Source organism: Lacinutrix neustonica, from assembly GCF_026625145.1.
Classification (GTDB): Bacteria; Bacteroidota; Bacteroidia; order Flavobacteriales; family Flavobacteriaceae; genus Lacinutrix; species Lacinutrix neustonica.
Window position 1 is genome coordinate 899,499 of sequence record NZ_CP113088.1, and the last position, 24,120, is coordinate 923,618.

At 32.5% G+C, this 24,120-nt stretch carries 32 protein-coding genes; all 32 read left to right on the plus strand.

Annotated features, from left to right (window positions below; genetic code table 11):
* Nucleotides 1-831: 831 nt before the first annotated feature.
* Nucleotides 832-1,305 (plus strand): hypothetical protein, encoded by a 474-nt coding sequence (locus N7U66_RS04880; protein ID WP_267677564.1) that lies wholly within the window; start codon nt 832-834, stop codon nt 1,303-1,305.
* Nucleotides 1,306-1,991: 686 nt separating this feature from the next.
* Nucleotides 1,992-2,330 (plus strand): VOC family protein, encoded by a 339-nt coding sequence (locus N7U66_RS04885; protein WP_313791417.1) that lies wholly within the window; start codon nt 1,992-1,994, stop codon nt 2,328-2,330.
* 78 nt (nt 2,331-2,408) lie between these two features.
* Complete coding sequence (locus N7U66_RS22460; protein WP_390886642.1) at nt 2,409-2,501, plus strand: hypothetical protein; 93 nt, start codon at nt 2,409-2,411, stop codon at nt 2,499-2,501.
* Nucleotides 2,495-2,746, plus strand: a complete 252-nt coding sequence (locus N7U66_RS04890) for a VOC family protein (protein WP_390886622.1) — start codon at nt 2,495-2,497, stop codon at nt 2,744-2,746. Before N7U66_RS22460 ends, N7U66_RS04890 begins: the two co-directional genes overlap by 7 nt.
* A 1,084-nt stretch (nt 2,747-3,830) precedes the next feature.
* Nucleotides 3,831-4,685 (plus strand): serine aminopeptidase domain-containing protein, encoded by an 855-nt coding sequence (locus tag N7U66_RS04895; protein ID WP_267677566.1) that lies wholly within the window; start codon nt 3,831-3,833, stop codon nt 4,683-4,685.
* 361 nt (nt 4,686-5,046) lie between these two features.
* The gene (locus N7U66_RS04900) at nt 5,047-5,454 is read left to right on the plus strand and encodes a hypothetical protein (protein WP_267677567.1); all 408 of its coding nucleotides are present in this window, start codon (nt 5,047-5,049) and stop codon (nt 5,452-5,454) included.
* A 143-nt stretch (nt 5,455-5,597) separates the two neighbouring features.
* Nucleotides 5,598-6,230 carry a hypothetical protein gene (locus N7U66_RS04905; RefSeq protein WP_267677568.1) on the plus strand — a complete coding sequence of 211 codons (633 nt, stop codon included), beginning with the start codon at nt 5,598-5,600 and terminating at the stop codon, nt 6,228-6,230.
* 273 nt (nt 6,231-6,503) lie between these two features.
* On the plus strand, nt 6,504-6,677 hold the full coding sequence (locus N7U66_RS04910; RefSeq protein WP_267677569.1) for a hypothetical protein: 174 nt from the start codon (nt 6,504-6,506) through the stop codon (nt 6,675-6,677).
* A 227-nt stretch (nt 6,678-6,904) separates the two neighbouring features.
* Nucleotides 6,905-7,144: a ribbon-helix-helix domain-containing protein gene (locus N7U66_RS04915; protein ID WP_267678479.1), complete on the plus strand. Its 240-nt coding sequence runs from the start codon at nt 6,905-6,907 to the stop codon at nt 7,142-7,144.
* Nucleotides 7,137-7,424: a type II toxin-antitoxin system RelE/ParE family toxin gene (locus tag N7U66_RS04920; RefSeq protein WP_267677570.1), complete on the plus strand. Its 288-nt coding sequence runs from the start codon at nt 7,137-7,139 to the stop codon at nt 7,422-7,424. The genes N7U66_RS04915 and N7U66_RS04920 overlap by 8 nt, the downstream gene beginning before the upstream one ends.
* A 178-nt stretch (nt 7,425-7,602) precedes the next feature.
* Nucleotides 7,603-8,394: a CPBP family intramembrane glutamic endopeptidase gene (locus N7U66_RS04925; protein ID WP_267677571.1), complete on the plus strand. Its 792-nt coding sequence runs from the start codon at nt 7,603-7,605 to the stop codon at nt 8,392-8,394.
* 159 nt (nt 8,395-8,553) lie between these two features.
* On the plus strand, nt 8,554-9,240 hold the full coding sequence (locus N7U66_RS04930) for a hypothetical protein (RefSeq protein WP_267677572.1): 687 nt from the start codon (nt 8,554-8,556) through the stop codon (nt 9,238-9,240).
* Complete coding sequence (locus N7U66_RS04935; RefSeq protein ID WP_267677573.1) at nt 9,224-9,526, plus strand: pepsin/retropepsin-like aspartic protease family protein; 303 nt, start codon at nt 9,224-9,226, stop codon at nt 9,524-9,526. Before N7U66_RS04930 ends, N7U66_RS04935 begins: the two co-directional genes overlap by 17 nt.
* A 4-nt stretch (nt 9,527-9,530) precedes the next feature.
* Nucleotides 9,531-9,872 carry a hypothetical protein gene (locus tag N7U66_RS04940; protein WP_267677574.1) on the plus strand — a complete coding sequence of 114 codons (342 nt, stop codon included), beginning with the start codon at nt 9,531-9,533 and terminating at the stop codon, nt 9,870-9,872.
* A 107-nt stretch (nt 9,873-9,979) separates the two neighbouring features.
* Complete coding sequence (locus N7U66_RS04945) at nt 9,980-10,357, plus strand: hypothetical protein (RefSeq protein ID WP_267677575.1); 378 nt, start codon at nt 9,980-9,982, stop codon at nt 10,355-10,357.
* 128 nt (nt 10,358-10,485) lie between these two features.
* Nucleotides 10,486-10,878, plus strand: a complete 393-nt coding sequence (locus N7U66_RS04950) for a hypothetical protein (RefSeq protein WP_267677576.1) — start codon at nt 10,486-10,488, stop codon at nt 10,876-10,878.
* A gap of 423 nt (nt 10,879-11,301) precedes the next feature.
* A complete protein-coding gene (locus N7U66_RS04955) occupies nt 11,302-11,895 on the plus strand; it encodes a DKNYY domain-containing protein (RefSeq protein WP_267677577.1) in 594 nt (197 codons plus the stop codon).
* 71 nt (nt 11,896-11,966) lie between these two features.
* Nucleotides 11,967-12,656, plus strand: coding sequence for a hypothetical protein (locus N7U66_RS04960; RefSeq protein ID WP_267677578.1), 690 nt, complete (start codon nt 11,967-11,969; stop codon nt 12,654-12,656).
* A gap of 1,063 nt (nt 12,657-13,719) precedes the next feature.
* Complete coding sequence (locus tag N7U66_RS04965; protein WP_267677579.1) at nt 13,720-14,433, plus strand: DUF7674 family protein; 714 nt, start codon at nt 13,720-13,722, stop codon at nt 14,431-14,433.
* Between the two features lie 220 nt (nt 14,434-14,653).
* Nucleotides 14,654-15,163, plus strand: a complete 510-nt coding sequence (locus N7U66_RS04970; RefSeq protein ID WP_267677505.1) for a hypothetical protein — start codon at nt 14,654-14,656, stop codon at nt 15,161-15,163.
* 213 nt (nt 15,164-15,376) lie between these two features.
* Nucleotides 15,377-15,760 (plus strand): hypothetical protein, encoded by a 384-nt coding sequence (locus tag N7U66_RS04975; RefSeq protein ID WP_267677580.1) that lies wholly within the window; start codon nt 15,377-15,379, stop codon nt 15,758-15,760.
* A 5-nt stretch (nt 15,761-15,765) separates the two neighbouring features.
* On the plus strand, nt 15,766-16,218 hold the full coding sequence (locus N7U66_RS04980; RefSeq protein ID WP_267677581.1) for a UPF0158 family protein: 453 nt from the start codon (nt 15,766-15,768) through the stop codon (nt 16,216-16,218).
* A gap of 208 nt (nt 16,219-16,426) precedes the next feature.
* On the plus strand, nt 16,427-16,966 hold the full coding sequence (locus tag N7U66_RS04985; protein ID WP_313791416.1) for an STM3941 family protein: 540 nt from the start codon (nt 16,427-16,429) through the stop codon (nt 16,964-16,966).
* Nucleotides 16,967-17,146: 180 nt separating this feature from the next.
* Entirely contained in the window at nt 17,147-17,326 is a 180-nt protein-coding gene (locus N7U66_RS04990) for a hypothetical protein (protein ID WP_267677506.1), read from the plus strand.
* A gap of 30 nt (nt 17,327-17,356) precedes the next feature.
* The gene (locus N7U66_RS04995) at nt 17,357-17,782 is read left to right on the plus strand and encodes a hypothetical protein (RefSeq protein WP_267677507.1); all 426 of its coding nucleotides are present in this window, start codon (nt 17,357-17,359) and stop codon (nt 17,780-17,782) included.
* Nucleotides 17,783-18,406: 624 nt separating this feature from the next.
* On the plus strand, nt 18,407-19,141 hold the full coding sequence (locus N7U66_RS05000; RefSeq protein ID WP_267677582.1) for a hypothetical protein: 735 nt from the start codon (nt 18,407-18,409) through the stop codon (nt 19,139-19,141).
* A gap of 188 nt (nt 19,142-19,329) precedes the next feature.
* On the plus strand, nt 19,330-19,581 hold the full coding sequence (locus N7U66_RS05005) for a type II toxin-antitoxin system ParD family antitoxin (RefSeq protein ID WP_267676762.1): 252 nt from the start codon (nt 19,330-19,332) through the stop codon (nt 19,579-19,581).
* Nucleotides 19,574-19,873 carry a type II toxin-antitoxin system RelE/ParE family toxin gene (locus tag N7U66_RS05010; protein ID WP_267677583.1) on the plus strand — a complete coding sequence of 100 codons (300 nt, stop codon included), beginning with the start codon at nt 19,574-19,576 and terminating at the stop codon, nt 19,871-19,873. Before N7U66_RS05005 ends, N7U66_RS05010 begins: the two co-directional genes overlap by 8 nt.
* Nucleotides 19,874-20,419: 546 nt before the next feature.
* Nucleotides 20,420-20,776, plus strand: coding sequence for a hypothetical protein (locus N7U66_RS05015; RefSeq protein ID WP_267677584.1), 357 nt, complete (start codon nt 20,420-20,422; stop codon nt 20,774-20,776).
* A gap of 384 nt (nt 20,777-21,160) precedes the next feature.
* Nucleotides 21,161-21,541, plus strand: coding sequence for a hypothetical protein (locus tag N7U66_RS05020; RefSeq protein WP_267677585.1), 381 nt, complete (start codon nt 21,161-21,163; stop codon nt 21,539-21,541).
* Between the two features lie 1,135 nt (nt 21,542-22,676).
* A complete protein-coding gene (locus tag N7U66_RS05025) occupies nt 22,677-23,246 on the plus strand; it encodes a Crp/Fnr family transcriptional regulator (RefSeq protein WP_267677586.1) in 570 nt (189 codons plus the stop codon).
* A 91-nt stretch (nt 23,247-23,337) separates the two neighbouring features.
* Entirely contained in the window at nt 23,338-24,075 is a 738-nt protein-coding gene (locus N7U66_RS05030) for an SDR family oxidoreductase (protein WP_267677587.1), read from the plus strand.
* Nucleotides 24,076-24,120 lie beyond the last annotated feature (45 nt).

The following is a 24,120-nucleotide window of genomic DNA, read 5'->3' on the forward strand; positions in this document are numbered from 1 at the left end:
CTGCTCCTATTACGGATAAATATATGATTCTAAAATCGCTGTTTAAAGTAAAATGTAATATCGCGAACGGATACCATTCGGTGTGATAAATGGAATATAAAATATAAAGCACTGTACACAACAGTGTGTAAATATAATTGCTTGGTTCCTTCTTACTCGGAAAATCCTAACGGATTTTCCTCCGGTTCGTTAATATTTACTATTTTAGAGGCTTAATCACGCAACTATCCTTACACTTAACGTTAGCCCACATGCCCACTCGGCTCGAAAAAAAATCCTAAAGTTGCTTAAAAGTGGTTTAAAAGTGGTTTAAAAGTGAAAAACAACGCTTCTCACCTTCTTACTCAACCGATTTCGGATAATAGCACTACGCGCCACTGTTGCGACGGACACTTTTACGTTGCGGCAAAGATAGATGTAAAAAGCTGATGCCGCTCTAAGTTTATTACTCAACCGTATTCTGACTTAAACAACACGAAACTATTACGGCGGATTGCTATTAAAAGCGGCATATCTTAACCTTCAAAATATAAAATCAATAGCTATCTGTAAAACAATACTTTGCGAAACTGGAAATCCAACTGTTATGAAATAAAATAACGTGGACTAACACGGTGTATAAAAAATTGCTATTTTGGGCTAGCACAATGGTAGTTGCTTGTTTGCTTGCGTCTGATTTTCCTACGGAAAATCCCCGCACTCAAACTACGCAACTTATCATACACGAACCGTTGTACGCAAGCTGAAAAACAAACTCTAAATAAAAAATTATGACTTTAAATGAACTTTTAGACACATTCATAGGCTCTTCACGAGACGATTGGAATAGAATTGCGTGTTGGGGACACGGTTCTCGGACCATCTTACCGAAATCAATTTACTTTTTGGGAAGTATTTAACGGAAATGAAAATGTGATAACTCACAGAGAACATTCGGACGTTGCTTCGTACAAAGAAGATTTATCTATTACGATTGCTTGGGGAATTGACGTTGGAAATGCTGAAGACAGAGTTGACCGACCTTGGGCACGAAATAATCCAGATGACAATCCTGGTGTTTCTCATTATCTTGATTTTTTCTATAACGATGCATTAGTTTTTAGAACATCTTATTGCGTTGTAGATGGAGGTAGATGCCCAATTCCATTTCCAAATTATGATAATAATGGAAATGTTTCTGTACCAAGAAGATATCACGACTTGATTAAAACATTTGCTGACATTGCCTTCGGATTGACTAATACTTATGATGTTTATTTCGACCGAACTGAAATAGAAATAACCAACGAAAATTGGCCGAATTAAAGCCAGCGTACAACAATGGCTATAAGTAATTGCTTGTTCTTGCCTTCTTCTGAAAATCCTCGCGGATTTTCAGTTTGGTGTGTACTTGCAAAGTTAAGTACTAACTCACGCAACTACTCATAGCCGAAGCCGTTAGCCCACATGCCCACTCGGCTCGAAAAAAAATTCTAAAGTTGCTTAAAAGTGATTTAAAAATAAAAAAAACAACGCTTCTCACCTGCTCACTCAACCTATTTCGGATAAAACACAACGCGACACTGTTGAGACGGACTCTTTAACGTTTCGGCAAAACTGTATGTGAAATAAAATATCATACTCAATCCTTTTCTGACATCAGTAAAACGCAACTCTTGCGGCGGATTTATATAGCAAACGGCAAATCGTAACGCACAAAAGATAAAATCAATAGTAGCACGTAAAACAAAACTCTGCGGAGCTGCAAAGCCATATGGAGAAAAATAAAATAACGTGGGCTAACAATGTGTAAAATAAATACTACTTTTATGGCTTAACCTAAAGGCAGTTCGTGTTAGCTTGCTTCGGATTTTCCTACGGAAAATCCCCGCACACTAACCCGTACTTACCTTACACGAACCGTTGTGTGTAACTTAAAAAACCAAAACCTAAAAAATTAAACTAACATCAAATGAATATGAAATTAGGAGCATTTTCAATTAGTCTCGGCAGTGAAAGACATCCACAAATCAGTAGAATTTTATAAAAAACTAGGGTTTAAAGACAAAGGAGGGAATATAGACCAAAAATGGGTTGTTTTAAAAAATGGTAACGCTGTTATTGGTCTGTTTCAAGGAATGTTTGAAGACAATATTATCACCTTTAATCCGGGCTGGGACGAAAACGCACAAAATATTGATAAATTTGATGATGTAAGGGATATTCAAAAACAGTTAAAAGAAGCCGGAATCGAATTAACGAAAGTTGCAGACGAAACTACAACGGGTCCAGGGCACATCACGTTGACTGATCCTGACGGAAATAACATTTTAATTGACCAGCATAGATAAATCATTAGTTATAAATCAAATATTATGACAACAAGCGCTAAAAACCCATTCACATGGGTAGAAATTTATGTAGAAGATATGAACAGAGCACAAAAATTCTACGAAACAATTTTAAATATTCAATTGACACCTCTACAAATGCCGAAGGTATGGGTGAAATGCAAATGCTAAGTTTTCCTTGGGTAGAAGGGAAGGAAAATATTAGCGGAGCATTAGTGAAAATGGAACAAATTAAGCCTGGAGTCGGTGGTACTATCGTTTATTTAGCATCAGATGATTGTTCTGTAGAAATAAGCCGAGTAGAAAAAGCAGGTGGTAAAATAATACAACCAAGAATGGCACTTGGAGAACACGGATTTTCAGCGTTATTTATTGACTCTGAAGGAAATACAGTGGGCTTACATTCTATGAACTAAAAGCTACACACAACATTGTATAAGAGCAATAGCGGGTGAAGGGATAAATCGAAGTTCTGTGCATTAGATAAACTTTGGTAGTATCGAACAGGTAATCGCCTTGAAATCCGCTACTGCTCTTATACTTGACCGTTAGCCCACATGCCTACTCGGCTCGAAAAAAAATTCTAAAGTTGCTTAAAAGTGGTTTAAAAATAAAAAAACAACACTTCTCATGTGCTCACTCAACCTATTTCGGATAAAACACAACGCGACACTGTTGCGACGGACTCTTTTACGTTGCGGCAAAACTGTATGCGTAAAAGATTAAAAAATGATTACTCAAGCATTTTCTGACCTTAGAAAAACGCAACTCTTACGACGGATTTATATAGCAAACGGCAAATCGTAACGCACAAAAGATAAAATCAATAGTAGCACGTAAAACAAAACTCTGCGGAGCTGCAAAACCATATGGAGAAAAATAAAATAACGTGGGCTAACAATGTGTAAAATAAATACTACTTTTATGGCTTAACCTAAAGGCAGTTTGTGTTTGCTTGCTTCGGATTTTCCTACGGAAAATCCCCGCATACAAACCCGTACTTACCTTACACGAACCGTTAGCCCACATGCCCACTCGGCTCGAAAAAAAATCCTAAAGTTGCTTAAAAGTGGTTTAAAAATAAAAAAACAACGCTTCTCTCCTACTTACTCAACCGATTTCGGATAATAGCACAACACGACACTCTTGCGACAGACTGATTTACATTGCTGCAAAACTATATGTGTAAAAGATTAAAAAAGGATTACTCAAGCGTTTTCTGACCATAGCAAAACGCAACTCTTACGGCGGATTGATATAGCAAACGGCAAATCGTAACTCACAAAAAAAAAAATCGATAAGTACATAAAACAAAACTTTGCGGAGCTGGAAAGCCATCTCGGAGAAAAATAAAATAACGTGGGCTAACAATGTGTAAAATAAATACTACTTTTATGGCTTAACCTAAAGGCAGTTCGTGTTTGCTTGCTTCCGATTTTCCTACGGAAAATCCCCGCAATCAAACCCGTACTTACTTTACACGAAACGTTGGCAATAATTATGAAAAACATTCCGATAATATTAATCCTATTCATTTCAAACTTGATTTTTTGTCAAGAAAAGTTCGATAATGAAAAGGAAATAGAGAATATTCAAAGTTATAACATTGCAGAAATAAATAAAAAAGTAGATGAAAAAATCACAGTTTTCGGAACACTATTAACACCAAAATCTGAATATAATAAAATCTTAGTAATTATATCAGGAACTGGAAAAATATCCCAAAAAGCTCATAATTACTTAACCGAGTATTTGCTTGAAAATAATATTGGTGTATTCAAATTTGACAAAAGAGGAGTTGGAAAATCTACAGGAGAATATAATGACCAACCAAAAGTTTACACAAATGATTTCATTGAAATTTACAGCGAATTTAAAAATTCAAAATTCACTAAAAACAAAATTATAGGCTTTTTAGGTCACAGCTTAGGTGGAATAGTTACAACCCTATCAATTGAACACAATGTAAAACCTGATTTTTTAATTCAATGGTCAGCACCAATCGAAAAGCCAAGAGAATTATTGAAATATCAAATTGAAAATGGAATTAAAAATTATGACAAGTTAATAATTGGAAAAAGCACAGAAGAACGAATAAACGCTTTAAATTATGTTTATGAATTGATTGACCAAAACCCAAATAAAAGTGCTTTGGATTTATGGAAAATTGGAAAGAAGGAATCTAAAAAAGTAAACGTGAATAAAAAATCCTTTTCTAATTACCTTATGCCTCATAATGTTGAATTTGCTCGAATTGATAACACAAAAACCTATCAAAATATTGATTTTCCAACTTTGGTAATTATTGGAAAAGAAGATATTTTAGTTGACCCGAACAAAGTAAAAGCGAACTAAATAGAATTGGAAACACAAATATTGAATTTAAAGAAATCGAAAAGTTAGACCACTTTATGACAAAAAAAGGAACCAACCAACTCACAAATGAAATTTATGATATTGATAATTCATTTAAAGAATATTTAGTGAATTGGATAATCGAACTAAAAAAATAACTGTTGCCAACACCGTATATAAGCTATGGCTTGGTCAGTCCACACTTGGAAAATCCTGCGGATTTTCCAAAGCCAGTTTTTATAAGGAAAGGTCTGTGCCGAGACACGCCACAGCCCATATACAAAACGTTAGGGCAAATTTGATAAAAACCGAATGTTAGATATAATTGGAGATTTACTTTTATGGCGCGAAGATTATAAATTTGCGAAACGGAAAAAAGCCGAGACGTGAATATGAAAAGGAAAATAATCTTCCAAAAAAATTAATGATTCATCCTGTTTGGAAATTATTTGGAATTTTACTGTTATTTATAATTGTCGTAAGGTTTTTCTTCTTTTCTGATTATGGACAGAGGAAAACTGTCGAAAAAATTGACAAAATAGATCAGATTCTTGAAAAAGAAAAAAAAGCACTTGGAATCTATCCTGAAAAACTGAACATTATAATTAGAAATAATCCATTGAGAAAAAAGATAACATTGGATTATTGGAATAATGAGTTCTTTTACGAACAAAAAGAAAACGGACTAAGCTATGTTCTAATTTCGAAAGGTAAAGACGGAATTTTAAAAACAGATGATGATATTGGCAAAGCAAAAAACTTGCCCTAACACCGTGTATAATTAATTGCTTTGGCAAGTGCTTATTTGGAAAATTCCTTCGGAATTTTCTCGGGTTTGTATTTGTTTACTATATTAGTTGCTTAACACGCAACTAACCATACACATCAACGTTGTGCTTAATGCCGAAAAAAATGAATAGAACTTTAATAACCTTTCTGATTTTCTTCACAGTTAATGCTTTTAGCCAAAATTCAATTGGAATACAAATTGACTCGTTAAAAAAAGAAAAATCCCCTATTTCATCGGATAGTTTATTAAAACAGACTTCTCAAAAAGTCGACACAACAATTCTTCATTTCGACAAAAAAGAATTAAACATTCCTATTTCGACTGATAACTTAACCAAAATTGTTATGGTTAAGGAAAAAACTAAAGTTGACTGGCTAAAATACTTATTGCCAATATTTACTTTACTCTTAGGTATTTGGGTAAAAGAACTAATTGAAAAACGCTCGAACAAAAAGAAAATTAAAAAATCTGGAGCACGCTGGATTGCTGAACTACGAAGTGTTGAAGAGCCTCTTAAAAAGCAAATTCAAACTTTAGAGGAATATTTAGTTGAACACGAAAAAGAGGACTTTGAAATTCAAAATTTACAAGTTTATTCATCGCTAAATGGCGAAATTTTCAAATCCCTCAATAAAGATGAATTAATCAAATATATTCAACTTAATAATGAGAAAACCGATTTTAAGGAAATTGTAAAAATATCGAATAGCACTAATGGATATGTTAGTATTCGGTGCATCTCTATGAAACTTTAAGAGAAAAATTTAATCGATATTTATCAGGGATTTCAGAACATACAACATCTCTCAGTTTAAGCCTTCAAAGTTTTAGTAGCGAATTTAGAGACTATGGAGTGGAACTTGAGAAGGAACTAAATTCTGACCCTATGAATGACCCAAGGTATAAACCAATTGCCGAACTTTATTCGTCTCAAATAATGCCATATTTACGAGAAGGGAATTTTAATCCATTTGTTTTAAAAAGGGAATTTTTTCAGCCTTTAGTAGAAATCTTAGCTCAAATGAGACTTGACCCAAGAACAAAAGGTCTCGGCTTCTTCGATGACAAAAGGAATAAATGCTGTTAAGGGTATCGAATTGGAAAAACATTATATGTCAAAAAACTTGAAAAGTATTATTAAGCAATACAAGGAACAGTTAATTGAATTGGAAAAATTAATAAACAAAATTGAAAAGCACTAAGCACAACAATGGCTATAAGTAATTGCTTGTTCTCGCCTACTTTGGGAATTCCGCAGGAATTTCCAACTTGGTGTGTACTTGCAAAGTTTAGTGCTAAATCACGCAACTACTCATAGCCCAACCGTTACCAACTATAACCACTCTACTCTCAAAAAAACCAATACTTTTAATTAAAAAATTTGGGAAACAGAGATTTTTGGTGTAATTTTACATCAAATACGCATCTCATGGCACGACAAAGCATTTCTTTTACTGAACCAAATGATAATTGGTTAAAAACTCAGGTTGAGAATAATGAATACTCAAGCAAAAGTGAACTTGTTAATGACTTAATTAGACAAGCACGCAAACAACAAAAACAAATTGATTGGATTGCTGCAAAGTTAGATAAGGCGGAAAACGGTGGGTTTACCTCTGATAGTAAAGAGCAGATTTTATCTCAATCTAAGAGCTTATTAAATGGCTAAATACAGATTAAGTAACACTGCCAAAGAGGACTTAATTAGAATTCATCATTACGGAGTTAAAAAATTTGGTATCGCGCAAGCTGACAAATATTTTGACTCTTTTTTTGAATACTTTGATATTATCTCTCAAAGGCCATATTCATTCGAATCAGTTGATTTTATTAAAACTGGATATAGACGTTGCGTTTGTGGATCGGATAGTGTGTTCTATAAAATCAATGGTGATATTGTTGAGATAATGGCTATTGTTGGTCGACAAGATTTAAAAAATTTAATTTAAAAAAATACAGTTGGTAACAATGTGTAAAAATAATTGCTTGGTTCTATCTTACTCGGAAAATCCTAGCGGATTTTCCTGCTGGTTCGGTAATATTTACTATTTTAGGTGCTTAATCACGCAACTATCCTTACACGTAACGTTAGCTGTAATAAAAACCAAATCGTTCCCAACAAAAATAATGAGTATAATTAAAGCATTTTTATATACAATTTTAGCATTTGTATTTTGGACAATAATTCAACTCGCAATACTTCTTCCAATTGTATATCTGATTGGAAAACCAGATGATTTTACTCATATTTATGGAATAACTAGAATATTATCTGTCATTGGTTCGTTTTTCCTAATTTATTTTTTCTTCCGGAAACCAAACTTTGATTTAAAAAGAGCTTTGAAAATTCAGAATTATAATCCTAGAATATATTTGTATTTACCATTAATTGCAATTGGTTTATTATTATTAAATAAACCTTTTTGGGATTTCACCAAAATTATTGAATATTATCAAGGGATTCCTATAAATAATTATGTAAATATTTCTAGTAATAATAGTGCTTTAATTTACAATTTAATTTCCGCAATATTAATTGCACCAATTATCGAAGAGCTATTTTATCGAAAATTTTTATTGGATAAATTATCGAAAAATAATAGCCCAATTATAGCGATCATTACTTCAAGTCTTTGTTTCTCAATTATGCACATTGAAACACCAAATAATTTAATACCGACTTTCTTCAGTGGAATTATACTCGGATTAATATATTTAAAAACTAAAAAAAGCGGTTACTGTATAATGCTTCATTTCATTGTAAACTTAATTATAGTTACTACAAGTTATATGGGAACTTCTTATGACAATTGGCTGATTGGTTATAATTTTGACTTAATTTATTGGCTCTTATTTGGAATTGGAATTTTTATAACATTAATCGGAATAAAAAAAATTACTACAGCTAACACCGTATAAAATTAATTGCTTGGTTCTGCCATACTCGGAAAATCCTGCGGATTTCCCTCTCGGTTCATTCCCTTTTTACTAATTTAGTGGCTTATAAACGCAACTAACCTTATACATAAACGTTATGCGTCAGCTCTGACTCAACTGTACTAAAATAGAATTCTAATTATGAAAAAATATATTGTTGTTTTATTTTCATTAATCTTTTTAAACATTTATTCTCAAGAACTAAGCATTCCTGAAGCAATCAATTATATAAATACTAAATTTAAAGGTGGAAGAAAATTAGAGCTAACTGAAGGTGGCAAACTAAAAATTTATGAGTTACGACCTGACTATTTCTTTGACAACTTAGTACTTACTGAAATGCAAAAAAGACAAGAAAGCAATAATTATAAAATGATTGCTTTATATTCTGAAGAAATTTCTATTCATGAAATTAATATAGAAAATAAGGACTTTGTAGGCAATGGTTATACGTATGGGGATTTCTTATTTCAAATTAAATGTAATTATGATAAGAAAGGTTGTAGCAAATACAAAAAATATGATAAAAATGGAGAAATCAGAAATACCGAAAGTAGAAATATAATTAACATTTCGAATCCGGACAGAGATAATAATGACAAATTATTTAATGCGTTTAGATACTTAATATCTCTAGCTAAACATGATAAAAAATATCAAGAAAACGATAGTGACCCATTTTCCTCAAAAAATCACAACAAAACATTTGAAGTCATATCAAAAAAAGACAAAGATCAAATTAGACTAAATAACGAAAACGGTGTTTATAAAATTAATGTTGAATTTGGTTCAATTACAAAAAGTTTTGTACTTGATTCTCGGAGCTAGTGAAATTTCAATATCACTAAATTTAGAAGATGATTTGATTTCAAAAGGATTATTAAAAAAAGAAGACTATATAGAGTCAGGTTTATACAGAATTGCTGATGGCTCAATTATTAGTTGTAGAAGGATTATTATTAAAGAATTAAAAGTTGGTAATTTCACTATAAAAAATGTTGTGGCTTCAATCGGATTTAAAGAATCACCTCTCTTGTTAGGTAAAAGTTTTTTAGACAACTTTAAAAAATGGTCTATTGATAATGATTTGCAACTTTTGATTTTAGAAAAATAAAATAATGGAAAATAGCTTTGACCCAAAAACTGAAATAAAACAATATTTAGAGAAAACCAAAGAAGAGTTCACAAGTGATTATTCACTAAATTCTCTAGAAAATTATGCTCAATTATTATTAGATTTAATAGAAAAATGGGAATCAAGAGAGGGGAAAATACTTGAAAAGATATATTTTGTAAAACATAATATTTTAAATTTCAAATCTGACTTTAGCGATGACATCCCAAAGAATTATGACAATAAAAATAGGAGTCATAGAGAGAAATGGACAATTGAAAGTAGAAAATTAAATGGTTTGAAATCAGAGTTTCTAAAAGTCTATGAGGACTATTATAATAAATAAAAAGCCGAACGCATAACACCGTATAAAATTAATTGCTTGGTTTTTGCCTACTCGGAAAATCCTGCGGATTTCCCTCCGGTTCGTTCCATTTTTACTAATTTAGTTGCTTGCCAACGCAACTAACCTTATACATAAACGTTGTAAAACATTTAAAAAAATCACGAACTGAATTGGGAACTTGGGGAACAGCAATAAAAAGTAACGATACTTCAGCAGATACTTATGCTGATTTTTTTGATTTATACAATGATGGAAAAGAACCTAACGAAATCAAAAACAAACTGATTTCTGAAAACCCAAATGGAACAAATGATTTTTGGTTTGCTTTGGCTTTGGCTCTTTGGGAAACTAAAAGTTTATCAAATGACATTTTCGAAAAAATTCGTGGAATTGTAGAAAGTGAATCTGATTTAAAATTATGGGAAGAACTTGACGCAAGTGAATCGGACATAAAAAAAGAAAAGTTGTTCTTGACAAGTTTTTAGCCAAATTAGAATCAGAAAAAGCAAAACCAAAAGCACGTAAGCGAATTGTCAAAAAAGAACCGATTTTTAAAAAAGGAACTTGTTTAACATTCAGATTAGAAAACGGAAATTATGGTGGTGGACTAGTTTTGGAATCTGACTTTGAAACAGGCTTTGGATATAATCTAATTGTTACTACACGAATAAATCAAGTTGAAAAACCAACAATTTCGGACTTTAAAAATTGTGATGTTTTAGTTGCAAGTTTCGGACATTGGAAAAATGAACCGAAAGTAACTTGGTATTTGCCCAAGCGATTTAAAAAAGAATTTTCAGAATTGTTTGAGAACGTTGGCGAAATTCCAATCGAATTGAATTACACACCAAATGGAAGTGAAATTCGAGCAAGTTTTTCAGCAAGTTGGCAAAATATGATTGAACCAGTAAACCAACAATTGGAACACGAGAAGACGAATGGAATAACAAAATCCTTTTCGATAAATAAACTGATAAAACGAAAAAAATGGTGGCAATTTGGATAAAAAACGTTTTACAACAATGTATAACCGCAATTACGGCGGATTCGACTACGTCCGAATCCACTCGGAATTGCTAAGGTCAGTGACGAACCGAAATTTTTGGTATATTTAGCCCGTAACTGACGGTTATACTTAAACGTTGTAAACAATTTGTGATGACATTACCGTAAAATGCTTTCCCGGATGGGAACGGTGGTTACGGAAGGAACTATCAAATAATAAACAAGATATCTATTGGTGAAAACTATCTGATTGATAACTACTTTCAACATGAGGGGAAATTGTTGAACTGGATCTTATCTCGGTAAAACAGGCATCCCAATTGAAATCAATCCAAATAATTGCGAATGGCTTAGCCAAACCTTCTTCAGAAATGAACAAACACTATTTGGTTTCACCCTCATTGAGAAAAGTAATTCAACAAAAATGTTCTTAACACCATTTAAAGCAAAAGTTGATTTTGAAACCTTCGAACCACTGGGTAAAAATTATGCAAAAGACAAATACAGATATTATTACGGTCCAGGTGCGAAGATTATTAATGAAAAGAATCTAGAATTGTTTTTTGACAATACCTATAAAAAAGAATGGTTGAAGTTAAACCCTGATGAAAATCCAAAGCAAGTTTTATCACATTGGGATTCCAAAATTGCAACCACTGATGAAAAAGTGTATTGGTGTGGTAAATTAGCCAAAAACGTTCATCCCAGCCTTAAAAGAATCACACCGGATTTTTTTGCAGATCACCAATGTGTTTATTCGTATAATAAACAGACGATAAAGAAAATTGAAGGAGTTGATATTGATTCTTTAGTATTCGTTAACATCATAAAAAACAACAGCATTCTTGGAATTGTTTCAGACAAATTCAAACCGATTTATAAGTATTTATCAAAGGAGAACGACTTTAGTAAATTTGACTTCAAATTCAATGCTCCATTATTTGAAATGAAAAGAGAAATCTTGAATTCGAATTACTGGTGGTACCAACTAGAGAAAACTGTTTACAACAAAACCTAAAACCAATTAAAACTGGTTTTAGCCAAACCGTTGCCACACATTTGAGAAAAACTATATACATAACATTAATATTGGGAATTCTGATTTCTTGCAAACAGAAAAAAGAACCAAAACAGGCGGAAAATAAACCGACTGAAATTCCTGCGTGGAAAATTGATTTAGACACAATTTTGGAAAGAAATAATCCCAAAAGTCTTGACTTAACAAAACATCAACTTTTTATCGACACAACACGAAATTCGGAGATTTACGAAAAGGTAATTAACTGGAAACCGAATCGAATGGATAATGATGCAATTTCTTATTACGAGAAAGAAATTTCAAAAAAACACAAACCCAAAAAAGTATACTTAAAGAGATTTCCGAGATATTGGATTAGTTTAAAAAAGTTGAATAACGAATTCGTGATTTACGAACCTTGTGACGGAAATACGCCATCATACGAAATCAATGAAAATTCTGTTCTTTTCTTTCATCAACTTGAAGCAGATGCTGACTTAATATCTGAATTGAAAAAATTGAGAGAAAACGAAATCGCTTTGAAATTAAATACTATTCCACAGAAAACGGAATCTGAAAAAGCAGAATTAACAATAAAACCGACTGAATTTAAAAACGTTTATGAATTGACATATAGTTTTGATAAGGTTGTAAGTAAACAGTACGTTACACCAAACAATAAAGTGTCGGAATTTGATATAATTGTAAATAATTGTCCGACAATGAAAAGAATGGAATTTAATGGATTTGACAAAGATTAGCGGAATAAAAACGTGTGGCAACACCGTATATAATTTATTGCTAGTTCTAGCCTACTTACGAAAATCCTCGCGGATTTTCTATTCGGTTTTTATTTGCTAAATTAGGTGCTTTAACACGCAACAAACCATATACAACAACGTTAGCCCACATGCCCACTCGGCTCGAAAAAAAATTCTAAAGTTGCTTAAAAGTGATTTAAAAATAAAAAAAACAACGCTTCTCACCTGCTCACTCAACCTATTTCGGATAAAACACAACGCGACACTGTTGAGACGGACTCTTTAACGTTTCGGCAAAACTGTATGTGAAATAAAATATCATACTCAATCCTTTTCTGACATCAGTAAAACGCAACTCTTGCGGCGGATTTATATAGCAAACGGCAAATCGTAACGCACAAAAGATAAAATCAATAGTAGCACGTAAAACAAAACTCTGCGGAGCTGCAAAGCCATATGGAGAAAAATAAAATAACGTGGGCTAACAATGTGTAAAATAAATACTACTTTTATGGCTTAACCTAAAGGCAGTTCGTGTTAGCTTGCTTCGGATTTTCCTACGGAAAATCCCCGCACACTAACCCGTACTTACCTTACACGAACCGTTGTGTACAATGGCTCACTCGGCCGGAAAAAAAATCCAATTAATTAAATTTTAGTGGTTTAAGTCCAATAAATTCTAACGCAAGTAAAACGTAATTGGGTGCGCAACTAAACGGATTTTTGCGGATAAAAAAGCGGATTATAAACGGATATACAAAACAGTGCGCAACTATTGCGCGGACTACTGCTCTACTCCTATTGCGGATAAAAATATTACTCTAAAACTGCTGATTAACGCAAAACGCAACGTTGCGAACGACTGACCTTCTTAACGGCAAAGCTAATCGCAAAAAATAAATAAAGCACTGTACACAACAAGGTGTAAAAGTAATTGCTTGGGCTGTGCTTCTCGGAAAAATCCTGCGGATTTTTCCTGCGGTTCGGTTTTGTTTACTATTTTAGTGGCTTATCAACGCAACTACCCTTACACAAACCGTTACCTGCAAGCAAAAAACCACGATTGAAAACAAAAAAAGAAATATTAGAATATTATCAAAACGGACAAAGATTCTATCGGAATGTGGATTTCGATAATGGAGAATCTTATGCGGATTCTAATTTCCAAGATGCGATGTTTGAGAATTGTTATTTCGGAGTGGAGTTCTCAAATTCTAATTTTAGAAACGCACGATTTTCTGAATGCAATCTTAAATCAACAGATTTTAGTAATTGTGATTTGACAAAAACCGAAATTTTTAATTGTCTTGTGGAAGCAATTGACTTTGGGACTTCGGATACTTCGAGTCTGATTTTTGAAAGTAATACAAGCTTTGGAAATGAAGTCAAAATAAATACGAAATCAAACGGTTTGGAAGCTTATATGCATCCGTTAATTGAGGAATTATATAAAAATGTGCCTGATTTTGATAAAATAAGTGATCATACTTCTGACGACTTACTTTATTCTGTCTTTGGAGATTTAAGCTTGAGACTTTCGGAACAGATTACAGAATTAGAAAAACCGAATAAACTGATTACAGACTCATTTACTTTCTTCAACCATTTGGGGAACAAGAACGATAAGGAAATAGACAATTTATTAGTTGTTGGAATTTATGAAGGTCTATATTGGAGTAAAAAGTGTAATGATTTAAGCAGAAGTTTACTAAAAGGTCGGAATAAAGAAGTTTACGAATATTGGATGATAAATGGAAATATCCAAGCTGAATACTGAAAAAGCCAGCAGGTAACAATGGCTATAATTAATACTGGTTTAGGTGCTAAATCTAAAGTTTAGAGCTTTTAACCAAGTCCGCCAAATCTTTTGATTTGGCTTTAGAACAAAAAAGATAAAACAAAATAAAAAGTTTTGGCTAAGTGCTTAATCGGAAATTAATTACTTTTAATTCCCGTACTAATCATAGCCTAAACGTTAGCAAACATTTCAGAACTGAATGGGAAATTCGATATTTTTAATAATAATTGCTATCTTAATTGTTTTATCTATTTGGTATCTGACTGTAAAATATTTTCTAAATCCATTGTTTTTTAAACCAAAAATAAAGACATCTGAAATTATTGATTTCCTGAACAAGAAAGAATGTTTATTTATTGAATATAAAGCTCTTAATAAGGAGGAAAAACAAAGAAATATTTTTAATCAGGAAAAAGGATTGACATTTGATAATATATTCTCTACAAAGTCTGAATATAAAATAATTGGATTTTCTCAAAACAAGAATAAACACAAAATATATTGGGCTGAATTAAAATCTTGGTACCGACCTTTTGGAAAACGGATCCTTAATCTAATTGAGGAAAAAGATGTTGAATTATTAGACGAATTACAAAAAGAATATAATCAAGAAATTATAAAAGTGACAGACAAATGTCCTGCTTGCAATAGCGGAATTTTAACGAATGAAACTGAATGTAAAAATTGCGGACTGAATTTAGTCGCTTAATGAACAAAAAACGATTTGCTAACAATGTGTAAATATAATTGCTTGGTCCACTCTTACTCGGAAAATCCTGCGGATTTTCCTCCGGTTCGTTCCATTTTTACTATTTTAGTGGCTTAATCACGCAACTATCCTTACACGTAACGTTGTGCGCAAGCTGACCAAATCAAGAAAAATAGTTATTCAATTCAAAATTTTGGAATTTTTAAAAGTATTATGACGGACGAATTTACACCGCCAATAAAAGAAAGAACAACAGAGGAATTGCTCAAAATTGCAGGAGCACCTGAAAAGTGGAATCCGAAAGCTGTTCGACTTGCGACAAACGAATTAGCAAATCGAAAAGTCGAACCAAAGAAAATAGAAACGGCAAAATATCTGTCAAAAAAGCGTGACAAAGTTGAGAAAAACATTAAGGCAAAAGAAAGTTATCACGTATGTGATTTCATTTTAAATCCATTTCCGACTTTATTTGAAATTATATTTTCTTGGGAACTTAAAAAAGATGGATTTCCTCGAAAGGCTAAACAACAAAAATACTTCCGAATAGCAATTGGAATAATTATATTAATTTGTGCCGTCTACTCTTATTTAGTTTAAAACAAATGAAGAACGTTAAGTCAAATATCGTTAAAGAAATTGCTCAAGAATTGGATTGCGGATTTGACTGCTATTATAATTTAAAGACTGACGAAATTATAGCAATACCAAGCTTCTCGCAATTTTCAGACGAGGAAGATTTTAAAGAGGCTTTTAGGGACAGTTTAGAGGAAGTCGAAAAACATAAAAAGGATTTTATAAAACTTGAGGTTTTAGAAAGTTTTGAGTCATTTAAAATTATGGAACTTTTTGTTGAGCAATTAACCGACCAAAATCTGAAGTTAGAATTACAAAGTATTTTAACGAACAAAAAGCCATTTCAAAAATTTAAGTATAAAATTGACCATTCTGATTTTAGACAAAATTGGTTTGATTTTAAACATAGAGAGCTTGAAAAAAGAGTAGAAAATGAATTAGAACGCAGAAAGCCAGCGCACAACAAAGTATATAAAAAATAGCGCGAGTTGTTGCTAACACAAAGGCTCGGGCATTTTTTCGAAGTCGCCAAATTTTTAAATTTGACGATTTCCAAGTAAAAAGATAAATAGTAAAATTTAAAAATTCGGCTTGTGTTAATCCGAAAATCTATCGCTTGTTTTCAGCGCTACTTTTCATATACGAGACCGTTGTGTGTAATTTGAGCAACCGAACTAAGCAATAAACTAAATGAGGAGAGAAATTAAATTTAAAAATTGGCGGATTATCTTAGGTATACTTTTTTTTAGTTTAATGCTTTTTGCGTCTATTTCGTTTTTACTGAACCCTGAGATATTTATTAGACACTTCTTTATGAAAGCAGAATATATTCAGATTATTGGTATAATAGGTATTGCTTATTTTTCAACTCTTTTGTATTCCTTTTTAAGAATTCTTCCAAGAAAATATGCTATTCTCATTTCAGATGATTTCTTAATTGATAATTCGAAATATGAATCATTAGGAAAAATAAGATGGTGTGATATTTCCGAAATACAGAGATTTAAGAAAAATAATATAGAGTTGACTTTGAATAAGACTGTGTTTAAAACTAAAAAAAGAAATTTATTGAAAAGATTCCTGACTTTTATGCATAATTGGAATTATAAAAAAAACATTCTCATTTCAAGTGCTTTAATTGACTGTAATTTAGAAGAACTTTTTGAAACGATTTCTGTAGCATATGAAAAAACCGATTCAAATAAAAAAACTACACACAACACCGTATAAAAATAATTGCTATTTTAGTGCTTAACCGAAGGTCGTTGCGTGTTTGTAACGTCTGATTTTCCTGCGGAAAATCCTCGCATACAAACCCGCAACTATTCTTATACATTAACGTTGTGCGTCATTTAAGAAAAACCGTGAAAACCAACAAAATTAGAGAAAAAAACAAAATTTTTAGAACAAATGGAAAACAGAGATTTAGAAGTTTTATGTTGTTTTTGTGGTCAAGATTCAACATTTAACAAAGCGATTGAAATCACGATAGAATGTGATAAGGAAACAAAAGATGTTCAAGCAGTTTATGCTCACTCTAAATGTCTTGATAAGGTTTTACATAAAAGTGTTCCGAGAGCATTTAATTAATAAATTGGACTAAATATTCAAAGGAATTTAATGAAAAAATGGATTTTAATAATTGTTGGAATAATCCTGATTGGAATAGTCGGAATTGGAATCAAAATCAACTCGGATTTGGACGATGTCGTGGAAGCTCTTAATTCGGAACATTCACTAAATGAATCTGATTTGATAATTCTTTCGGACTCTATTTCACCGAACAAAAAATATAAATATTATGAATATCAATTTGACAAAGGCGGATTAGGATATTCAAGAATTTTTTGGTCAGTTATAGAAAATAACAAAAAAGAAAATGACCTTGGAAAAGGATTGATTCCTCAAGGATATAAAATAATTGGGTGGAACGAGAAAAACGAATTGATTTTAAGCAAATGGAATCCTAAATCGGAATTAAAAACTGTGTCGAAATTGAAAAACGAAACAATAATTAACGGAATGAAAATAAACATAGCGGAATAAAAACGAACGCACAACACCGTATAAAAATAATTGCGGTTTAGTGCTTAAACAAAGGTCGTTGCGTGTTTGTAACGTCTGATTTTCCTGCGGAAAATCCTCGCATACAAACCCGCAACTATTCTTATACATAAACGTTATGTACAATGCCTCACTCGGCTCAAAAAAAACCAAATTCGCTAAAACTAAAACTCTAAAGCATTAATTTTTATCAAAAAAATTAACACGCAATTATTACGTAAAATAACGGTTTGTAAACGGATTAAATAGTAAAACGGAGCAATACGCAACGGATCTACCACTCAATCGCTTTCTGACAAGTTAAATGCGCAACTCTTGCGGACGATTGCTCTACTCCTATTACGGATAAAAACACGAATTTAAAACTGCTGCTTAAAGCAAAACGAAATGTTGCGAATAGCTGACTTTCAAAGGCGTAAACGCAATAAAAAAATATAAAACACTGTACATAACAATGTGTAAAAATAATTGCTTGGTTCTATCTTACTCGGAAAATCCTAGCGGATTTTCCTCTGCTTCGGTTATATTTACTATTTTAGGTGCTTAATCACGCAACTATCCTTACACGTAACGTTATGTGCAAGCTGAAAAAACATCGTGCAAAAAATGAAATACAATAAAGAAGACATATTTCAGATGTTGATTTCTCAATATCAATTCGCAATTGAATTTGACCCAGTTGTTGTTAAGGGAATGGACTTTAACTATGAAAGTTCAATCTTAGATTGGCGAGATGCTTGTGATTTAGTAAGTCCTAAAAAATTGGCTAAAATCTATCACAAAGAATTTAAAATTGACAGACCACTTTCGGAATTGGAAGACATTTTAATAAATGAAGATAGTAGAACTGTATCTGATTTTTGCGAGTACATTTCTAAATACGCTGAAAGAGAAAATATCGAGACAATTAAACTATTGGGACAAAATTGTCAAACTGCTTCAATATTTAGAACATTAAAACAAAATCTGACTGAAAAAGGAGCTGACACGACTGAATTAAAACCGAGTTCTGAAATAAATCCATTTTTTCTAAAATATGGTGGACTATTGATTGATGAAGTGAATAGAATTGCGCCAGGGACAATGTCGGAATTTGAATTTAAGTCTCATAAATTATCTCGGATTGGACGAAATATTATGTTTACCGGAATTTTTGCGATGATTGGAATTTGGTGGATTTGGAGTTTTAATTGGTGGTTAACGTTACCAATAATAATCGGAGTTGTGACATTCCAAATTGGAGATAAAAAACAACCTGAAAAATTAAATCTTGGCGGATTTCAAAACTTCCGAGAATTGATTTACGGAATGGAAAATAAATTTAAAAAAGCCAGCACATAACAATGGCTATAAGTAATTGCTTGTTCTCGCCTACTTCTGAAAATCCTCGCGGATTTTCAGTTTGGTGCGTACTTGCAAAGTTAAGTGCTAACCCACGCAACTACTCATAGCCGCGAACGTTGTGTGCAATTTGAGAAATTTGGTGATTATACCAATTTTTGGTATATTTGATGTAAATTAGTACTCAAATGAATAAAAACACATCAATATCACTCGGAAATTATTTCGACCAATTTGTGAAAAGTAGCATAAGCGAAGGAAGATTTAAAAACGTTAGCGAAGTTATTCGTGCAGGATTAAGACTTTTAGAAGAGGAAGAAAGTAAAGTCATTGCATTAAAAAAGGCAATTCAAGAAGGAATTGACAGCGGAATAGCTCACGACTTTGACCCAAAAAAACATCTTGAATCTTTAAAAGCGAAAAAGCACTCGAATGGCTGAATATAAGTTAACCAATAAAGCTGTTGAGGATTTATCAAAAATTTGGGATTACACTTTTGAAGTTTGGTCGGAAAAACAAGCTGACAAATATTACGCAGAACTGATTTCTAATTGCCAAGAAATTGCCGAAAACCCGGACATAGGGAAATTCTACGATGGAATATCAAAGCAACTTCACGGAATGAGTGCAAATCGACATATAATATTCTACAGAACTTTGAACGAAAATTATGTTGAAATAACGAGAATATTGCACGAAAGAATGGATTTGAAGAAAAGAATAGCTGAATAAAAACTGCACACAACACGGTGTATAATTAATTGCTTTGGCAATTGCCTATTTGGAAAATTCCTTCGGAATTTTATCAAATACGTTTAAGTTTACTAAATTAGTTGCTTAACATGCAACTAACCATACACATCAACGTTACCAACCATGCCACTCTGCTGTGAAAAATAATAGAATCTAAACGATCTCTAAATTAAAAAACTGCAAAAGTTAGCGGATAAAAAATTACAATAATATTCTGATCAAACCAGGGTGCAACTCTTACGGCGGACTGATTTGCATGACGGCTAATCAAATACCAAAATCTGATTTCGGACTGACAAAAGCAATGCGCAATCTTTGCGGCGGATTCAAATGCGAAACGGCTAACTGGGTAATTAAAAGAACGGTTGGTAACAATGTGTAAAATAAATACTACTTTTATGGCTTAACCCAAAGGCAGTTCGTGTTAGCTTGCTTCGGATTTTCCTACGGAAAATCCCCGCACACTAACCCGTACTTACCTTACACGAACCGTTAGCCACAAGTTGAAAAAACAAGACCCTAAATATGAATTACAAAATACCAAACTCATATAATTGGTTTGCGAAACTGAATTTAACTCAATTCATTCCGTGGAATTTTGAAAAGGAAATTAATTCGAATTCATCAATTAATGAACAGTTTAAAATTGAGTGTCAACAAAATCGACAAGTTCTGACTTTTGGTCGCAGACAAGGTATGGACACCTTTGTTGGATTTGAGATTATAGACGAAAAAGTCACTGAAAAAATAATTGTATTTCATCCATCTTTCGGACAAAACGTAAAAGGTTGGGATATTATCGAATCAGAATATTCTGATTTCTTTGAGTTTATGCAAAGACAAGTATTACGAGATATGAAAGAATGGATTCCGAGAAGATGACGTTAATGACTATATCTGAAAAAAACCTGTGGCTAACAATGTGTAAATATAATTGCTTGGTCCTCTCTTACTCGGAAAATCCTACGGATTTTCCTCTCGGTTCGCTAATATTTACTATTTTAGTGGCTTATCAACGCAACTATCCTTACACGTAACGTTGGCAATAATATCGAAAAACGAAATGCATCCAATTTTAATACTTTCAATAATAGTAATTTGTTTTTGGTCAGTTATCACAACTTTCAGAGCAATTTACCTAATACTAACAAAAGATTTCAATGGAGATAAAACTACTTGGATTCTGACTGTTATGATTGGATTAATTGGTCCAATATTATGGATTACCAAAGGGAAAATGTTGATTTCAAAAATTAAAGAATGAATATGAAAAATTTGATTTTAATATTAATCCTAAATCTGACTTTGAATGGTTGGGCGCAAGAAAAAAATTGTTCGGATTTTAAAGTTGGTAAGTTTACTTATTCTGACCCAGATTACGCTGACTTAATTACTGTTCGCAATGACTCGCTTCAAATTGACTCTTATCCAAAAATGGGTTGGGAAATGACAAGCAGAGTTAAATGGTTAACAGATTGTAAATATGAAATAGTTTATACAAAAGTTAATGACCCTAAAATGGAATCATTAATCGGAATTAAATACGTGATTGAAATTATTGGAATCGATAATAACAAAATTATGTGCAAAACTGAATCGGATGGAATTACTGTCGAAAAAGAAATGATTAAAACAGAAACTGAATAAAATACTATTGCCAACACCGTATAAAATTAATTGCTAGTGGAAGCCTACTTACGAAAATCCTCACGGATTTTCTATTCGGTTTGTATTTGCTAAATTAGGTGCTTAAACCACGCAACTAATCTTATACAATCACGTTGTGTACAATGGCTCACTCGGCTCAAAAAAAACCAAATTCGCTAAAACTAATACTCTAAAGCATTAATTTTTATCAAAAAAATTAACACGTAATTATTACGCAAAATAACGGTTTGTAAACGGACTAAATAGCAAAACGGAGCAATACGCAACGGACCTACCACTCAATCGCTTTCTGACAACTTAAATGCGCAAATGTAACGGACTACCGCTCTGCTCCTATTACGTATAAAAACATGACTCTAAAAGTGCTATTTAAAGCAAAAAGCAATATTGACAACGGATAACACTCGGTGTGATAAATGGAATGAAAGATATAAAGCACTGTACACAACAGTGTGTAAAAATAATTGCTTGGTTCCTTCTTACTCGGAAAATCCTAACGGATTTTCCTCCGGTTCGTTAATATTTACTATTTTAGAGGCTTAATCACGCAACTATCCTTACACTTAACGTTAGCCCACATGCCTACTCGGCTCGAAAAAAAATTCTAAAGTTGCTTAAAAGTGGTTTAAAAATAAAAAAACAACACTTCTCATGTGCTCACTCAACCTATTTCGGATAAAACACAACGCGACACTGTTGCGACGGACTCTTTTACGTTGCGGCAAAACTGTATGCGTAAAAGATTAAAAAATGATTACTCAAGCATTTTCTGACCTTAGAAAAACGCAACTCTTACGACGGATTTATATAGCAAACGGCAAATCGTAACGCACAAAAGATAAAATCAATAGTAGCACGTAAAACAAAACTCTGCGGAGCTGCAAAACCATATGGAGAAAAATAAAATAACGTGGGCTAACAATGTGTAAAATAAATACTACTTTTATGGCTTAACCTAAAGGCAGTTTGTGTTTGCTTGCTTCGGATTTTCCTACGGAAAATCCCCGCATACAAACCCGTACTTACCTTACACGAACCGTTATGTGCAATTAAAAACAAGCTCTTTTTGCCAAATGACAAATCCTGAAAAAACAATTTCAATTATTTTGGTCAAATGGAAGAATTGATAGAATACATCTTACAGTTTGGCGATTTAAATCAACAACAAATAAAACTAATCGCTAATAAGGCAACCGAATTACAGCTTCAAAAGGGTGATTACTTTTCAGAAGCAGGAAAAACCCCAAGACAAGTTGGTTTTATTTTAGAAGGTGTGCTTCGAGTATGTTATTTTAATAATAAGGGAGAAGAAATTACTAAATATTTTGTTGATGAAAATCATTTAATCGTAGACTATCAGCATTTTCAACCCAAAATAGAGGCTACCGAATATGTAGAAGCAGTAACAGATTGTAAACTTTTGATTTTTTCTAAAGAAGATTGGGAAGATTTATCCAAAACCATTCTTATTTGGGATGCTATTGTCCATAAAATTGTTCAGAAAGCATTGACTGAAAAACTCGAAAGAAGAAGTCCGCTCGTTGACCAAGATGCTACTACAAGGTATCTTAGTTTTTTAGAAAAATTTCCAAAATTGGCAAACAGAATCCCGCTTTCTTATTTAGCTTCCTACCTTGGAATTACACAATCATCATTAAGCCGAATTAGAAAGAACATTAGTTAAATTTGCTTTTTGCCATATGGCAAATGATTTCATTTTTCTTATAGCGACCTTTGTGTTGTTAATTTATTTATCAATTTAAAATTAAAGAAAAATGAAAACAGCATTAATTACAGGAGCTAATAAAAGTATTGGTTTTGAAGTAGCAAGACAGTTATTAAACGAAGGTTTCTATGTTTATTTAGGAAGTAGAAGCCTAGAAAATGGACTAGAAGCTGTTCAAAGTCTTAAAAACGAAGGATTAGACAACGTTCAGATTATCCAAATAGACGTAACCAATCAGGAATCAATTGATTCTGCACGGGCAGAAATTATAAAGCATTCCGAAGTTTTAGATGTTTTAATTAACAACGCAGGAATAAACGGAGGAATGCCCCAATCTGCGCTTACCTCTAGTGTAGATGTATTCAAATCGGTTTATGACACCAATGTTTATGGAGTAATTAGGGTAACGCAAGCATTTATTGATTTATTAAAAAAATCTTCCGAACCACGTATTGTAAACCTAAGTTCAAGTCAAGGTTCACTTACTTTGGCAAGTGATGAATCGAACAAATTTTATCACTTTAAAGGAGCTGTATATCAATCTTCGAAAGCAGCTTTAAATATGTATTCCATTGTTTTGGCATACGAACTGCGTGAGACCTTAGTAAAAGTAAATATGGTTGACCCAGGTTTTACTAAAACAGATTTCAATAATCACAGAGGAACAGGAACCGTTGAAGAAGCTGCAAAAAGAGTTACAAAATATGCCCTTATCGATAATAATGGACCAACTGGAAAATTCTATAGTGAGGAGTTTTACCCTGATGGTGTAGAATGCCCTTGGTAAAAGAACAGCACATAACAAGGTATAAAAATAATAGCGGGTTCGGTA